Source organism: Miniimonas sp. S16 (assembly GCF_057748195.1).
In genome coordinates this window covers 2,505,652-2,520,030 of sequence record NZ_CM173242.1, presented here as the reverse complement: position 1 = coordinate 2,520,030, position 14,379 = coordinate 2,505,652, and the positions used below count along the sequence as shown (strand labels likewise).

The following is a 14,379-nucleotide window of genomic DNA, read 5'->3' as shown; positions in this document are numbered from 1 at the left end:
GCGCTCACCTCCGTCCGTCCGGGCCGTCGACGATCTCGTCGATCACCACGCCGCCGAGCAGCCGCGCCACGAGCGGCGCGCCCACGATCCCCCCGGCCTCGCTCGCATCGACCGAGCCGTCCAGGTCCTCGAGGTCGTCGAGCTCCGGTGGGGTCGAACCCGCAGGGCCGTTCGGGTCGTCCTCCCACGGCGGCGGCCGCTCGCGGCGGTGCTGCCGGCTCGCCAGGTCGATCACCGGGGCCAGCGGGGCCTCGCGCTCGCTCGCTCGCGACGCAGGCACGACGGCGGGGCTCGCCCCGGTCGGCCGGCTCGCCGTGGTCGGTCGTGCCTGGGCGGCGGGTGCTGTCTGCGCGGACGCCGATGCGCCCGGCACGGTCGAGGTGCGGGGTGCGCCGGCTGGGCCGGCGTCGGCGGGAGCCTGGGCGTCGGCGGTGGGGATGCGGGCGACGGCGACCGGGGTCGGGTCGCCCCAGTCGGCCATGGCGCGAGCGACCGTCTCCGAGACCGGGATGGGCTCGACGTCGTCGGGCACGGCCTGGCGCGCGGGCTCGGGCTGGCGCACCTCGCGCGGCGCGGGGGCGGACTCGTTCCCGCCGCCGCTGCGGGGCGCGCGCTCGACCGGTCGGGCGCCGTCGTCCGACGAGGACGTCCCGCCTGCGGCGGCCGCCGGGCCGTCGAGCTCCGCGAGCGCTGCCGGGGCGTCGGCGGCCGCCCGACCGCCGACGGCGGTCGCTGTCCCCGCCCGTCGCCGGTCTGCGTCCGCACCCGGGGCGCGCCCGTCGCCCTGTCGCGGGCCGGGTGGCGTGGGGCCGCCCGGTCCGCCGGGACCGCCCTGCGGGCCCGGACCGCCGGTCTCGACGACGACCTGCACCGTGATGCCCAGCGTCTCGTAGACCGCCTGCGCGAGGACCGCGGCGCCGTCCCGGCCGGAGAAGGAGTGAGCCGGACCCGGGCCGTCGAAGACGAGCGTGAGCACGTCACCGGACAGGCCCGCCACCGTCGCGTTGTCGCGCGCGAGCATCCAGACCAGGCGATTGAGCGTGCCGGTGAGCTCGAGCACCTCGGGCCAGCGCCGACGCAGCTCCTCGGAGTCGACACCGCCGGCCGGCTGGCCGTCGCGCTGCGCCGGGGGGCGCACCGGGTCGGCCGGTGCCTCCGGCGCGTGCGGCGCGTCCGGCCCCGACGGGTCTGCGGCGGCAGGTGCGGGCGAGGGCGCAGCCGTGGTCCCTCTCTCGGCCGACTCCCGCCCGGCACGTCCACCCGTGTCGCGCGCCCGCTCGTCGCGGGCGACCGGCTGCGGCTCGTCGGTGGGGCCACGCTGCGCCTCCGATGCCTCCGAGGCCTCCGTCCCCTCGGCGGCTCGGGTCGCCGGCGCCTCAGCGCCGACAGCGGCCGTCCGCTCGGGCTCGGACACCGGACCCGCCGCGGGAGCCGCGGACTGCACGGGGCGAGCCGGCGCGCCCGAACCAGGCTGCGCCGTCGGGCCTCCCGCGGGAGCTGCGGACTGCGCCGGGCGAGCCGGCGCACCCGAGGCGGGCTGCGCCGTCGGGCCCCCCGCGGGACCGGACGCTGCCGGTGCCGGCGCGCCGACGGGCGACGCCACGGGCGCGGCGCCGAACGCGCCGAGCGCGAGCAGCGCGCGGGTGAGGACGAGCTCGAGCTGGAGCCGGGGCGAGGTCGCCCCGACCATCTCGGTCAGGCCGGTGTTGACGAGGTCCGCGACGACCGAGAGCCGGTGCGGGCCGAGCGTGCGGGCCTGGGGGCGCATGCGCTCGAGCTCGTCGGCCGGGACCGCGCGCAGCACGGCGTCGGCCTCGTCGCCCGAGGCGGCGATGACGATGAGGTCGCGCAGCCGGTCGAGCAGGTCCTCGACGAAGCGGCGCGGGTCGCGGCCGGACTCCACGACGGCGTCGACCACGCGGAACACCGACGCGCCGTCGCCGGCCGCGAGCGCACCCACCGCGTCGTCGAGCAGGGTCGCGGGGGTGTAGCCGAGGAGGGCGGACGCGAGGTGGTAGCCGACCGAGCCGTCCTGCGCGCCGGCCATGAGCTGGTCCAGCACGGAGAGGGAGTCGCGGACCGAGCCGCCGCCGGCCCGCACGACGAGCGGGAGGACGCCGGACTCGACCTGGATGTTCTCGGCCTCGCACAGGCGCGCGAGGTAGTCCTGCAGCACCGCGGGCGGAACGAGCCGGAACGGGTAGTGGTGGGTGCGCGACCGGATCGTGCCGATCACCTTGTCGGGCTCGGTGGTGGCGAACACGAACTTCACGTGTGCCGGCGGCTCCTCGACGAGCTTGAGCAGCGCGTTGAAGCCCTGCGGCGTCACCATGTGCGCCTCGTCGATGACGAACACCTTGTAGCGGTCCCGCGCGGGTGCGAACACGGCCCGCTCGCGCAGGTCGCGGGCGTCGTCGACACCACCGTGGCTGGCGGCGTCGATCTCCACGACGTCGAGGCTGCCGGGGCCGCCGCGGGCGAGCTCGACGCAGCTGTCGCAGACGCCGCACGGCGTGTCGGCCGGACCCTGCGCGCAGTTGAGGCAGCGCGCGAGGACGCGTGCGGAGGTCGTCTTGCCGCAGCCGCGCGGACCGGAGAAGAGATAGGCGTGGGTGGCGCGGTCGGCACGCAACGCGGCCCGCAGGGGGTCGGTCACGTGCTCCTGGCCGATCACGTCCGCGAACGAGTCCGGGCGGTACCGGCGGTACAGCGCTGTGGTCACCGACTCAGGGTAGTCGGGAGCCCCGACACGGCCGGGGGTGGGAGGGGGCTGTCCACAGGGGAAGCAAGGACCCCTCGCACACCCGCCAGAGCCCGCCTGCCCTTGCTGCCTTCCGGCCCTGGGGGGGTTCAGCGAGATGACGCCGCACGAGGGGTCGGCGTGAAGTCTACCTGTCCCGGCGCACTGTCCTACCGTGGGGGCATGACGGACGTCACGGACGGACTCGAGACCGCACTCCCCGCGCTGCACGACCTCTACCGCGATCTGCACGCGCATCCCGAGCTCTCGAACGCCGAGCACCGCACGGCCGGCATCGCCGCGTCCTGGCTGCGCGACGCGGGGTACGAGGTGCACGAGGGCGTCGGCGGCACGGGCGTCGTCGGACTCCTGCGCAACGGCGACGGTCCCACCGTGCTGCTGCGCGCGGACATGGACGGCCTGCCCCTGCGCGAGGAGTCAGGCCTGCCGTACGCCTCGACCGTCACGGCACCCGGGCCTGACGGCGTGGACGTCCCGGTCATGCACGGCTGCGGTCACGACTCCCACGTCACCGGGCTGCTGGGCGCGGCCGGCCAGCTCGCCGCGCACCGCGACCTGTGGCGCGGAACCGTCCTGGCCGTGTTCCAGCCCGCCGAGGAGCTCGGCACCGGCGCGCAGGCGATGATCGCGGACGACCTCTTCGCACGGTTCGGGACGCCCGACGTCTGTCTCGGCCAGCACGTCGCCCCGCTCCCGGCGGGCTTCGTGGCGATCCGGCCCGGGCCGACGATGGCGGCCTCGGACGGTCTGCGCATCACGCTGTTCGGCCGAGGCGGGCACGGCAGCTCCCCCGAGACGGCGTGCGACCCGGTGGTCATGGCCGCCTCGCTCGTCGTGCGCCTGCAGACCGTGGTCTCGCGCGAGGTCGGAGCGGCGGAGAACGCCGTGGTCACCGTCGGCTACCTGCACGCGGGGACGAAGGAGAACATCATCCCCGAGACCGCCGAGCTCGGGCTCAGCATCCGCACGTTCGACCCGGGCGTGCGAGCGCGCGTCCTTGCCGCGATCCGGCGGATCACGGCGGCCGAGGCCGCCGCGGCGGGTGCTCCCCGCGAGCCGCTCGTGGAGGTCACGACCGAGGTGCCGGTCACGGTGAACGACGCGGCCGCCGTCGAGCGCACGAAGGCTGCGCTCACGACGGCGTTGCCCGGCCGGGTGCACCACCTCCCCGTCCCGCTGCCCGGTAGCGAGGACTTCGGCCACTTCGCCGCGGCCGCGGGCGTGCCGTCCGTGTTCTGGTTCTACGGCGGGTACGACGCCGAGCTCTTCCGCGGGATCTCGACGGTCGGGCTGTCCCTCGCGGACCTCCCGCCGGGCATCGCCTTCAACCACTCCCCCGCGTTCGCGCCGGCGGTCGCGCCGACCACCGAGACGGCCGTGCGGGCGCTCGTGGCGGCCGCCGTGGCGTGGCTGGGCACCCCCTGACGTCGGGTAAACTCTTCCGGCCGGGAGGATTCGCCTAGTGGCCTATGGCGCACGCTTGGAAAGCGTGTTGGGGTAACACCCTCGGGGGTTCGAATCCCCCATCCTCCGCCAGCAGTCCTTGAGATCCGTCGAGAGTCGGGACTTTTCGTCTAGATGCCGCGGTTTCTGGGCCTCTGCCTGATCAGCTCCAGCGGGCACAGATCGGCAGGCTTGCCGCCGCCCGCGCAGCGCCGCGTGTCGACGTCGTCGTGATGCACGAGGCCGCCACGCCGCTTCGGACTCCTCTTTCGCTGACCACGACCGGCTACCGCCTCGGGCCGAGCCAAGCCAGCGCACGATCTGCGGCCGCAGCGAAGCGATCTGGGACGGCTCCCAAGCGTGTAGCGATGATGCCGTGGTCGACAAGGCCGCTCGAAAGGAGCGCGGCGACGAAGTTCTGGTCCTTCTCGCGCATGGCGCAGAGCTTCGCGACGCAGAGGTCCTCTTTGTCGAGGCACCAGCCGGTGAACCTCGGCTCACCTTCCGGAGCTGCCGTGTTCGCGTTCTGCACCTTGACCAGCCGCTGCCGCCATCCCTCGGGGAGAACAGCGGTCAGCAGGTCGACGCCGTCGATGCTGAAGCCGTGAAGCTGCTCGAACGGCGAGAACTCGCCCGCAACACCTTCGATCACGTCGGCCAGCCGCGCGATCTCGTCGTTGTCCTCTGCGATCGGGAGGATGTCGACCTCGAGCGACATCGTCGCGTCCGCTGGGAGTTGGTCCTCGGAGAAGGTGCCGAGGATGGACTGCGACCCGACGACGATGACCTCAGGCTGACCGATGATCTGGCACGCGGCCCGAATCGCATGCTCGAGCTGGTCGCGACGCATCAGGCCACCGACGCCAGCACGTCGCGACGCTCCTGATCCGTGAGCAAGCCGCTCATCGGCGAGACCTCGCGCATCTCGATGGAGTCCCGATCGAGGCCGGTCAGGACGCGCCGAAGCTTGATCACGTCCCCCTCTCGCACCAAGCGGTTCCACCGCTGCACGTTCGTTGTGTGGGGCTCTCCGCTCACCCCGTCGCGCAGACGTCGCAAGTTGCCTTCGATGGTCGGAGTCCAGTCCGACAGAGACTCGCGCGACAGCCGGCGGGAGAGCTGACGGTGCAAGAGCCATGAGCGCCGCTCCGAGCGGGTCAGCTCGGGAGACACCACCCGACGGATCACCTCGAGCTGGTACCCCATGCAGGAAAGGAGCCGTTCCAGCTGCTCGTCGCTGAGGTCGACCCTCCCGGACAGGAACTGGCTGATGCTCGGCTGGTGCACACCGCTCAGACGCGACAACTCCGACTGCGACGTGCTGGTAGAGAGCATCACGTCGCGGAGGAGGTCACCGCGTCTGGGCATGCAGCCAGTATAGCCTCTCGTGCTATAGGCCAGCGGCTGGCGGTAGGCGCCCAACTCGCTGTCACGCTGCTGTCACACCGCGTTTCACGGCCGCATCGATGCAGGCCAGCGGGCTTGGGGCGACTATCCCATCCTCCGCATCGAGAGCCCCGGAACGCATGGTTCCGGGGCTTTCGTCTACCTAGGGCTGACCCACGCGGCCAGCGCTCTCACCTTTGGCGCACCCCTGGGGCAGGATGGACGCATGGCAGAGACGACGAAGGACTCGATCCCCAGCGTGACCCTGCGACCCGGCGTCGAGGTGCCGCAGCTCGGCCTCGGCACGTGGCAGGCGGAGTCCGGCGAGGCCTACGACGCGGTCCGCGCCGCGCTCGACCTCGGCTACCGCCACATCGACACGGCGCGCGCGTACGGCAACGAGGAGGAGGTCGGCCGCGCGGTCGCCGACTCGGGAGTCGACCGCGACGAGATCGTCGTGACGACCAAGCTCCCGCCGGACGAGGCCGACGACGCCGCCCGCATCATCGACGAGTCGCTCGCGAAGCTCGGCTTCGACCAGGTGGACCTCTGGCTCGTGCACTGGCCGCCGAACAAGAAGGCCCGCCCCGACGTCTGGGAGCGCTTCATCGCGGCGCAGCAGGCCGGCAAGGTCCGCGCGATCGGCGTGAGCAACTACTCGATCGCGCAGATCGACGAGCTCACCGAGGCGACCGGCGTGACCCCGGCGATCAACCAGATCCCGTGGAGCCCGGCCGACTTCGACGCGGACCTCGTCGCCGCCCACCGGGAGCGCGGCGTCGTGCTGGAGGGCTACAGCCCGTTCAAGCGCACCGACCTCGACGACAAGGTGCTGGCCGAGATCGCCGCGGCGCACGGCGTCACGCCCGCGCAGGTCGTGCTGCGCTGGCACCTGGACACCGGCGTGGTGGTCATCCCGAAGTCGGTCCACCGCGACCGGATCGCGGCGAACTTCGACGTCGCCGGGTTCGTGCTCACCGACGACGAGGTCGCGCGGGTCAGCGGGCTCGCGGGCTGACGCGGGGCGGTCCGCCGGAGGGCATGAGCTCTTCGCAGAACCTGCACAGCGGGGCGTCCCGACCGGTCCTGCCGGTCGGGGCGCCCCGATAGTCTTTCTCCGTGATCTTCAAGGCCATCGGCGACAGCAAGCCGTACCCCGACCATGGCCTCGTCACCACCCGCGACTGGGCGCACCTCCCGCCCCGCCAGATCCGCCTCGACCAGCTCACGACAGTCCGCACCGAGCTCGATCTGCGGGTGCTGTTGAGCGAGGACTCCACGTTCTACGGCGACCTGTTCGCCCACGTCGTGGCCTGGCAGGGCGAGCTCTACCTCGAGGACGGCCTGCAGCGCGCGCTGCGCTCCGCGCTCCAGCAGCGCACCACGATCCACGCCCGCGTTCTCGAGCTCGGCTGAGCCGGCCGCGGTCGCGTTCGGCCCGAAAGGTACCCTCTCCCCGTGAGCAGCACCCAGCAGATCGACGAGGCCGCGCGCCGCAAGCAGCTGCGCCGTCGCCACCTGCTGCAGCGCCAGACGATCATCTTCGGCAGCATCACGGTGGTGCTCGTGGTGCTCGGGCTCGCGGCGCTGGGCGTGTTCCTCGGGCTCGTGCCGCCCCCGTTCGACCCCGACTTCACGGCCGACGAGGAGCCCACCGTCGCCGCCGAGGTCACCCCGTGCCCCGCCGACGGCGCACTCCCGGTCGCCTGGGACCAGATCACCGTCAACGTCTACAACGGCACCGCCCGCTCGGGCCTGGCCGCCGGCGTCGGCGCCACGCTCAACGGGCTGGGGGTCGCGACGGCGCAGGTCGCCAACTACACGGGTGGCACCTACCCGGAGACGACGGAGATCTCCACCGGGATCAACGGAGTCGCGGCGGCGTACACGGTCGGTGCCCTCTTCCCCGACTCGGTGATCCTGCTCGACCCTGCGCGGCAGGACGCCACCGTGGACGTCATCATCGGTGAGAAGTTCACGGCCACCAACGACCCCGCCACCTCCGCGCTCGACCCGGCGACGCCGATCACGGGTCGCGAGGGCTGCACGCCGCTCAGCAGCATCCAGCCGGCCGCCTGACAAGGAGACCTGCACGTGACCCAGTTCCCCGGCGCTCCCCTCGGACCGTCCGACCCGACGACGCCGATGCCCACCTCCAGCGCGACGAACCCGTACGGCACGCCGCCGACGGCGCCGCTCCCGACGTCCTGGGCCGCCGGCACCGCCGGCACGGCCGACGCCGCAGGCTCGCACGTCCAGGACCGCCCGGTCGCCGACGCCGTGCCCCTCGGCGGGTACAGCTACTCCTCGCCCGCAGGGACGCCGTACGCCGCTCCCGCGCCCTCGCCGTACGGCACCTCCTACAGCGCCCCGACGGCGCAGCAGCCGTACGTGACGCAGCCGGCGGTCCGGCCCACGAACCAGTACGCGATCATCGGGTTCATCTGCTCGCTCGCCGGCGTCGCCACCGGAATCTCGGTGATCGTCGGCATCGTGCTCGGCCACATCGCGCTGGGCCAGCTCCGCCGAGACCCCTACCAGGAGGGCCGCGGATTCGCGATCGCGGCGCTGGCGATCGGCTACGGGCTGCTCGCGCTCGGTCTCCTCTTCGTGCTCTTCTGGGTCGTCATCTGGGCGAGCATCGCCGGAGCGAGCAGCTACGGCTGAGCTCGCTCGGCGCGGTCCCGGATGCCGCGCAGCATCCGCTGCGACATGAGGAAGCTGACCGGCTGCACCGCTTCGACCATGACGCGGCCCGCCACGCTCAACGGCTGGTAGCGCTCGCGGACGATCAGCCGCGTCGTCGCTGCGCCGGCGCCTCCCCGTGGTGGGGCCTCGCGGACGCAGAACGCCCAGGGGCTCCCCGCAGAGCCGTGACGCTCCCACCTCAAGGGCTCCACCGGAGGAAAGTTTGGCCGCCCTCCGGGGTTGCCTCGCCCGGCCGGGGCGGGGCCTGCGGCCGATCGATGGCCCGCGCCCTCACGCGAAACCTGTCGGCGTTGTCGAGGACGCGGGATAGATACTCGGGTGCGCCTTGTCATGCCATCGGGTCGCGAGCTGCCCACCACCCCGCTCCTGCGTTGAGCAGGACGCCGCCCGACGGTCTCGAACGGCCGCCCTGCGCGGGACAACGTCGTTCGGCTGACCGCGCTCGGCGGCGCGCCGCGATACGATCTGGCAGCGTCGTCCGAAAATCGACGGGAAGAGCGGAGGCAGGATGTCCATGTCGTTCGAAACAGGATACGACGCCCTCGAGCAACTCATAGCGGACGAAAGCGGTGAGCGCGCCTCGGATGATCTACGCAACGAGGCGCAGACCCGGTTCGACGTAATCGATCGAGTCGTGAAGGAAGTTCTCGGATGGCCACTCGACCGGATCCATGTTGAGACTCACAACGACAGCGGCTACACAGACTACGAGCTCCGCGACCACGGCACACTGGCTATCCTGGAAGCCAAGCGCGAAGGACGAAGTTTTGAACTCCCAGTCGAACTGGCCGCCGGCACGTGCCTCATCCGCCCTTTGGTCTCAGATCCGAAAAATGGGCACCTGAAGAAGGCAATGCTTCAAGCGATGCAGTACGCCAGCATGCGTGGAGCCGCGACATGCATAATATCAAACGGGCACCAGTGGGTGGTCTTCCTGGGGAGCCGAAGCGATGGCATTCCCCCACTGGAGGGAAAGGCCATGGTGTTCCCCTCGCTGACGGCAATCAGAGACCGCTTCGTGATATTCCACAACTGTCTCTCCGAGCGCGGACTCATTAACCGACAGATCTTCTCGGAGCTCAGTCTCGGCGTCACAGCACCACCCGCGCCGTTGTCAGCCAGCTTGAGCCGCTACCCCGGGACCAAATTCCGGAACACCGTCCAGTCGAATCTTCAGATCTTGGGCCAAGTCCTATTAGAGGATATGCCGCAAGAAGAACGGTACAGCGAGCTGTTCTTGACTCAGTGCTACGCCACGAGCGGGGCGTTGTCGGCGTACGCTGAAGTATCCAAAGAACTTCTGAAGAGCCGAAATACGGAGTTTCTCGCTTCTCTCGGGGCGAGCGAGGTTCCAGCCACTTTACGTAGAGGACTGAACCCGGAATTGTCGGCCGAGTCACTCGCTGCTGCAGCTTCTCACCGCCCAATCGTTCTCCTAGGCGGCGTCGGAGTAGGCAAGAGCACGTTCATCAAGCACCTCGTCGCCGTGGACGCCAAGACAGTCTTCGAGAACGCGATCACAATCCTCGTGGACTACGGGCACGGAGCAACTTTTGCCAATCCGGCAGAGTTCGCGATCGATCAGATTTATCGCGCATTGCTTGACGACTACGAAATCAATGTCGACGACGCCTCGTTCGTCGAGGACCTGTACCGCAAAGAACTGCTCCTGTTCGACCGAGGAATATTCGGTGGACTGAAGAGCCAAGCGCCGACCGAGTATCTATTGAGGCGCGTCGGCCATCTCGACACATTAGTTTCCGACCGAAGTGCGCACCTCCAGCGATCAGTCTCTCGCATAAGTCGGAGCCACCATAGACAAGTAGTGGTATTCCTCGACAATGTCGACCAGCGCGACCACGCAGACCAGAACCGCGTATTTCTCGTTGCGAACGAAATTGCGGCAACATGGGATGCAACAGTGTTCGTCACCCTACGCCCCGAGACGTATTATGAGTCACTCCGTTACGGCGCAGTTTCGGGATATCATCCACGGGTGTTCTCAATATCACCCCCCAGGACGGATGTAATGCTCAAGAAGCGCGTCCAGTTCGCCCTCGAGGTGCTAAGCTCGAGGACCGACACTAGAACGACGGCGGGCGTCGGATTTCAGAGCGAAAGCCTCGAGTTATTCCTCCGCGTACTTAATGACAACTTCGCCCACAATGGACCCCTCTTGGCGCTAATTGACAACCTGGCTGGGGGAAATATGCGGCGGGCGCTGGACTTCGTCACGCAGTTCATAGGAAGCGGCCATGTCGACACTGCCAAAATTATCGGAGTTGAGACGCGGGACCCTGGATCGTACCGAATCCCGCTTCACGAGTTCCTGCGCTCCCTACTGCATGGGGACGGGGAATACTACGACCCGCAAGTCTCGCCGATCGCTAATCTTTTCACGCTCGACCGACAGCACCCCGCCTGCCACTTCCTGATACCAATCACACTGCAGTACGTGCGTTCCCGCGGAGACGCCGCTGATAGTTCCGGCTATATCGACCTCGACGACGTTTACCAGCATATGCAGGGGCAAGGATTCACACAGGATGCCGTCACCTTTGCCTTGGCGCAGATGGCGCGCCACCGGCTAGTGGAAGCTCCTCTCGATGACTTCGATCCCGCAACCTCCGATCGGGCCCGGATTACGACTGTTGGCGCCTACACACTTGCCAACTTGCCGCGCCTTTTTACCTACTGCGACGCAGTTGTCGTAGATACCCCTATTCTTGATCCCGAATTTCGCTCACACATTGTCGATGCGCGTCAACTTGCGGAACGCGTAACGCGCGTTGACGTCTTCAGAAAGTACCTGGATGCAAGTTGGGCGCGCGCTGGTCTACCCGAGGCGGGGTGGGCGTGGCCCGATGTCTCCGCGGCGCTAGACGCCGATATCCGCACCGTGTGCCATGGGGCTGCGCTGAATTATGGAGAACTATGTTCATACGGCCACGCGTGAGCCCCGGTTGAGACAAGACTAGTTGGCTCTTGCCGGGCGCCTGCATCGGGTGGCATGGACCCACGGCCCATGCCTTGAACTTTCTCGAAGTCACGCCACGGCCGTCTTCCGCAACTTCCTGTGCCATTGTCTCGTCTAGGACTGGAGCCGGCGCGCAGTCCCGAGCAGCTCGCATACTCCGGCGGTCGTAACTGAGCCCTGGTCGCTCGACCCCACCTGAACCGCGATCAGCCGGTCCAACGCCGAATATTCGCTCATCTACACCAACAGCGTCACTAGAAGCGAGACTCCAGCGTTAGCGCGCCTCTCCAAGCGCTCTGGGCTCGGACGCTACCGCACTCCGTCCGGGAGGACGCATATGGCTCCGCCCACGATGGCTTGCCGATCGCGCCGCGAGCGGACTGAACCGGCTCATCCGATTCCAGGGTGTAGTCGGGGCCTGAAGCCGCCGGTCTCGAGCAGGCTGCGGGCGATGTAGTTGGTGAGGTTGCGAAAGCCGAGGGCTGAGCCGCGCAGGTGCTCCAGGCGGCCGTTCATGGCCTCGGTCGGGCCGTTGCTGGTGCCGGGTCGGTCGAAGTAGGCGAGCACGTCCTCGGCGCGCTTCTTCAGCGTCCGGCCCAGCGTGCGGAGCTCGGTCAGCGCGGCCGGGACTCCGGCGGTGACCGACTCGATCAGCGCAGTCATGAGGTGCTTGCCGCGGGTGCGGTCGGGCTCTCGGTAGGCGCCGATCATGCGCTGGTAGATGCCCCAGGTGGCCTCGACCTGGACGTGGTCCTCGACCCCGAACAGCGCGGTAAGGCGCTGCCGTTGGCGGTCGGTGAGTAGGTCCGCGCCGGTGTGCAGGGTCCGTCGGGCGCGGTAGAGCGGGTCGTCCTTCCGGCCGCGGTGCCCGTGCAGGTCCTGCTGGACGCGGCGCCGACAGCGGTCCAGGGCGTCGCCGGCGAGACGGACCACGTGGAAGGGGTCCATCACCGCGACGGCCTCGGGGAGCTCTTCGGTGGTGGCGGTCTTGAACCCGGAGAAGCCGTCCATGGCGACGACCTCCAGGCCGTCGCGCCAGGCCTTGGGCCGTTCGGCGAGCCAGGTCTTGAAGGCCTGCTTGGAGCGGCCTTCGACCATGGCCAGCAGCCGCGACGGGCCGGTCTTGTCGCGGACCGGAGTGAGGTCGATGACGACGGTGACGAACTTGTCGCCGCGGCGGGTGTGACGCCAGACGTGTTCATCGACGCCGATGACCTTCACGTCGTCGAAGCGGGCCGGGTCATCAAGCAGGACGCGCTGGCCTTCGGCGAGGACGGCGTCGTTGGCGGTGTCCCAGGACACGGCCAGGGCCTCGGCGAGGCGGGCGACGGTGAGGTGCTGGCAGACGAGGCCGACCAGGGCCCAGCGCAGCGCAGTCCGGGACAGCTTCGCGCGAGGTTCGGCGGCGCGGCTGGTGTCCTGGCGCCAGACATGTCCGCAGCCGGTGCACTTGTAGCGGCGGATCGTGACCAGAAGCGTCGTCGGGCGCCAGCCCAACGGCTCGTGCGCCAAGCGCCGGGTCACGGTGTCCCGCGGGCTGCCTTCGCAGCCGCAACGCCGGCACCAGCGCGCCGCATCGTCCTCCTCGACACGGCAGGCAAGCACCGCCCGGTCCGGCTCCAGTTTCTGCCCCACGACGACGAGACCGAGCTCGTCGAGGCGGCAGAACGTCGTCACATCAGGGGTCGCGAAGGTAGCGTCAAGCACGTCGAGGTCTTCCTGGATGGCTGTGTGAGAACTCCCATCCTCGGGAGGCCTCGACCTCTACCCAGGCACCGACGCGCCGACCGACCCCGCGCCTGCCCGGCAGCCGGCTACACCCTCAACTGGGAAGAGCCACTGAACCGCCGCGGACTCGCGTGGGCTCGGCCGAGTCGGCGGACGACGAGGGGCCCCGCGCGCAGAGATCTGCGGGCGGGGCCCCTCGTTCGGTGCGGTAGCGGTGGGATTTGAACCCACGGTGGACTTTCACCCACACACGCTTTCGAGGCGTGCTCCTTAGGCCGCTCGGACACGCTACCTGGCCCGGAGAGTCTACCCACGGGCGGCCGGATCCACCGAATCGCGCGGGCCGCCGCCACCGAGCGCAGCCGAGCGCCCCCCGCCGCACGACCCGTTCGTCACGTCACGCGGCGGAATGGCGCGGCGGCCCGGGGCGTTGTCCGGGATGCCATGACCACACCCGCCCGCATGCTCCACTCCACCTGGTCGCCCAGCTATGCCGACCGCCGCGCGCCGGCAACGCGGGCCGACGTCGACGCCGCCGTCGAGCTGCTTCGCGGTCACCGCGTCCTCGCGATCACCGGCGCCGGCATCTCCACCGACTCGGGCATCCCGGACTACCGCGGCCCCGACGCCGTGCCCCGCTCCCCGATGACGTACCAGCAGTTCGTCGCCGACCCGGGCTTCCGCCGCCACTACTGGGCGCGCAACCACGTCGGCTGGCACCACATGCGCGCGACCCGGCCCAACGACGGCCACCGCGCCCTCGCCCGGCTGGAGCAGGCGGGCGTCGTCTCCGGTGTCATCACCCAGAACGTCGACCGCCTCCACCAGGCCGCGGGCGCCCGCAACGTGGTCGACCTGCACGGCCACTACGACGAGGTGATCTGCCTCGACTGCGGCCGCGTGATCTCGCGCCGCGAGCTCGACGCCCACCTCACGGCGCTGAACCCGGACTTCCTGGACACGCTCGACGTCGCCGACATCGAGGTCGCCCCCGACGCCGACGCCGTGATCGAGCGCACCGCACACTTCCGGGTCGCCTCGTGCGAGGCGTGCGGCGGCGTGCTCAAACCGAACATCGTCTACTTCGGCGAGAACGTGCCGCGCGAGCGCGTCGCCCGGGCCTACGAGATGGTCGACGACGCGACGGCGATCCTCACCGCCGGCACGTCCCTCGCCGTGCAGTCAGGGCTGCGCCTGGTGCGCCGGGCCGCGCGCGACGGCAAGCCGGTCGTCATCGTCAACCGCGGCGTCACCCGCGGCGACGAGCACGCCACGATGCGGCTCAACGCCGGCACCTCCGAGACGCTGACGCGGCTCGCCGAGGCGCTCGCGCCCTGATGCGCGGCTCAGGCAGCGCCGCGTCGACAGCCCTGCG

General features: G+C 70.0%; 12 protein-coding genes, 2 tRNA genes and 1 other RNA gene. 8 read left to right on the top strand and 7 right to left on the bottom strand.

Features of this window, described 5'->3' with window-relative positions; genetic code table 11:
- Window positions 1-4: 4 nt before the first annotated feature.
- The gene (locus tag AC3AQ1_RS10995; RefSeq protein ID WP_108719002.1) at window positions 5-2,722 is read right to left on the bottom strand and encodes a DNA polymerase III subunit gamma and tau; all 2,718 of its coding nucleotides are present in this window, start codon (window positions 2,720-2,722) and stop codon (window positions 5-7) included.
- 62 nt (window positions 2,723-2,784) lie between these two features.
- Window positions 2,785-2,881: signal recognition particle sRNA small type (ffs, locus tag AC3AQ1_RS10990), an RNA gene on the bottom strand.
- 42 nt (window positions 2,882-2,923) lie between these two features.
- Between ffs and AC3AQ1_RS10985 the strand changes: the two genes are divergently transcribed.
- Both AC3AQ1_RS10985 and AC3AQ1_RS10980 read left to right on the top strand, forming a co-directional pair.
- A complete protein-coding gene (locus AC3AQ1_RS10985; RefSeq protein ID WP_108719001.1) occupies window positions 2,924-4,186 on the top strand; it encodes an amidohydrolase in 1,263 nt (420 codons plus the stop codon).
- Between the two features lie 23 nt (window positions 4,187-4,209).
- A tRNA-Ser gene (locus tag AC3AQ1_RS10980) sits at window positions 4,210-4,297 on the top strand.
- A 193-nt stretch (window positions 4,298-4,490) separates the two neighbouring features.
- On the opposite strand, the gene AC3AQ1_RS10975 is transcribed toward AC3AQ1_RS10980, so the two are convergent.
- Window positions 4,491-5,054 (bottom strand): DUF6036 family nucleotidyltransferase, encoded by a 564-nt coding sequence (locus AC3AQ1_RS10975; RefSeq protein WP_108719000.1) that lies wholly within the window; start codon window positions 5,052-5,054, stop codon window positions 4,491-4,493.
- Entirely contained in the window at window positions 5,054-5,572 is a 519-nt protein-coding gene (locus AC3AQ1_RS10970) for a helix-turn-helix domain-containing protein (RefSeq protein WP_234417478.1), read from the bottom strand. The genes AC3AQ1_RS10975 and AC3AQ1_RS10970 overlap by 1 nt, the downstream gene beginning before the upstream one ends.
- A gap of 244 nt (window positions 5,573-5,816) precedes the next feature.
- Between AC3AQ1_RS10970 and AC3AQ1_RS10965 the strand changes: the two genes are divergently transcribed.
- The 4 genes from AC3AQ1_RS10965 to AC3AQ1_RS10950 all read left to right on the top strand — a co-directional run bounded on the left by AC3AQ1_RS10965 (window position 5,817) and on the right by AC3AQ1_RS10950 (window position 8,257).
- Window positions 5,817-6,608, top strand: coding sequence for an aldo/keto reductase (locus AC3AQ1_RS10965; protein WP_108718999.1), 792 nt, complete (start codon window positions 5,817-5,819; stop codon window positions 6,606-6,608).
- A 101-nt stretch (window positions 6,609-6,709) separates the two neighbouring features.
- Window positions 6,710-7,006 carry a type II toxin-antitoxin system VapB family antitoxin gene (locus tag AC3AQ1_RS10960; RefSeq protein ID WP_108718998.1) on the top strand — a complete coding sequence of 99 codons (297 nt, stop codon included), beginning with the start codon at window positions 6,710-6,712 and terminating at the stop codon, window positions 7,004-7,006.
- A 42-nt stretch (window positions 7,007-7,048) separates the two neighbouring features.
- Entirely contained in the window at window positions 7,049-7,669 is a 621-nt protein-coding gene (locus AC3AQ1_RS10955; RefSeq protein WP_108718997.1) for a LytR C-terminal domain-containing protein, read from the top strand.
- Window positions 7,670-7,684: 15 nt separating this feature from the next.
- Complete coding sequence (locus AC3AQ1_RS10950) at window positions 7,685-8,257, top strand: DUF4190 domain-containing protein (RefSeq protein ID WP_108718996.1); 573 nt, start codon at window positions 7,685-7,687, stop codon at window positions 8,255-8,257.
- Here the strand turns inward: AC3AQ1_RS10950 and AC3AQ1_RS10945 are convergent.
- The gene (locus tag AC3AQ1_RS10945; protein WP_159096518.1) at window positions 8,248-8,481 is read right to left on the bottom strand and encodes a hypothetical protein; all 234 of its coding nucleotides are present in this window, start codon (window positions 8,479-8,481) and stop codon (window positions 8,248-8,250) included. The two genes, AC3AQ1_RS10950 and AC3AQ1_RS10945, sit on opposite strands and share 10 nt — an antisense overlap.
- Window positions 8,482-8,807: 326 nt before the next feature.
- On the opposite strand from AC3AQ1_RS10945, the gene AC3AQ1_RS10940 reads away from it, so the two are divergent.
- The gene (locus AC3AQ1_RS10940) at window positions 8,808-11,255 is read left to right on the top strand and encodes a hypothetical protein (RefSeq protein WP_159096517.1); all 2,448 of its coding nucleotides are present in this window, start codon (window positions 8,808-8,810) and stop codon (window positions 11,253-11,255) included.
- 411 nt (window positions 11,256-11,666) lie between these two features.
- On the opposite strand, the gene AC3AQ1_RS10935 is transcribed toward AC3AQ1_RS10940, so the two are convergent.
- Together AC3AQ1_RS10935 and AC3AQ1_RS10930 are read right to left on the bottom strand one after the other, a co-directional pair.
- The gene (locus AC3AQ1_RS10935) at window positions 11,667-12,983 is read right to left on the bottom strand and encodes an ISL3 family transposase (RefSeq protein WP_108717733.1); all 1,317 of its coding nucleotides are present in this window, start codon (window positions 12,981-12,983) and stop codon (window positions 11,667-11,669) included.
- A 227-nt stretch (window positions 12,984-13,210) separates the two neighbouring features.
- A tRNA-Ser gene (locus tag AC3AQ1_RS10930) sits at window positions 13,211-13,297 on the bottom strand.
- Between the two features lie 151 nt (window positions 13,298-13,448).
- Between AC3AQ1_RS10930 and AC3AQ1_RS10925 the strand changes: the two genes are divergently transcribed.
- On the top strand, window positions 13,449-14,342 hold the full coding sequence (locus AC3AQ1_RS10925; protein ID WP_488301216.1) for an NAD-dependent protein deacetylase: 894 nt from the start codon (window positions 13,449-13,451) through the stop codon (window positions 14,340-14,342).
- Window positions 14,343-14,379: the final 37 nt, after the last annotated feature.

Coding starts and splice junctions, on each gene's coding strand:
- AC3AQ1_RS10985 (WP_108719001.1), top strand. CDS start 2,924: ATGACGGACGTCACGGACGGACTCGAGACCGCACTCCCCGCGCTGCAC.
- AC3AQ1_RS10975 (WP_108719000.1), bottom strand. CDS start 5,054: ATGCGTCGCGACCAGCTCGAGCATGCGATTCGGGCCGCGTGCCAGATC.
- AC3AQ1_RS10970 (WP_234417478.1), bottom strand. CDS start 5,572: ATGCCCAGACGCGGTGACCTCCTCCGCGACGTGATGCTCTCTACCAGC.
- AC3AQ1_RS10965 (WP_108718999.1), top strand. CDS start 5,817: ATGGCAGAGACGACGAAGGACTCGATCCCCAGCGTGACCCTGCGACCC.
- AC3AQ1_RS10940 (WP_159096517.1), top strand. CDS start 8,808: ATGTCCATGTCGTTCGAAACAGGATACGACGCCCTCGAGCAACTCATA.
- AC3AQ1_RS10925 (WP_488301216.1), top strand. CDS start 13,449: ATGACCACACCCGCCCGCATGCTCCACTCCACCTGGTCGCCCAGCTAT.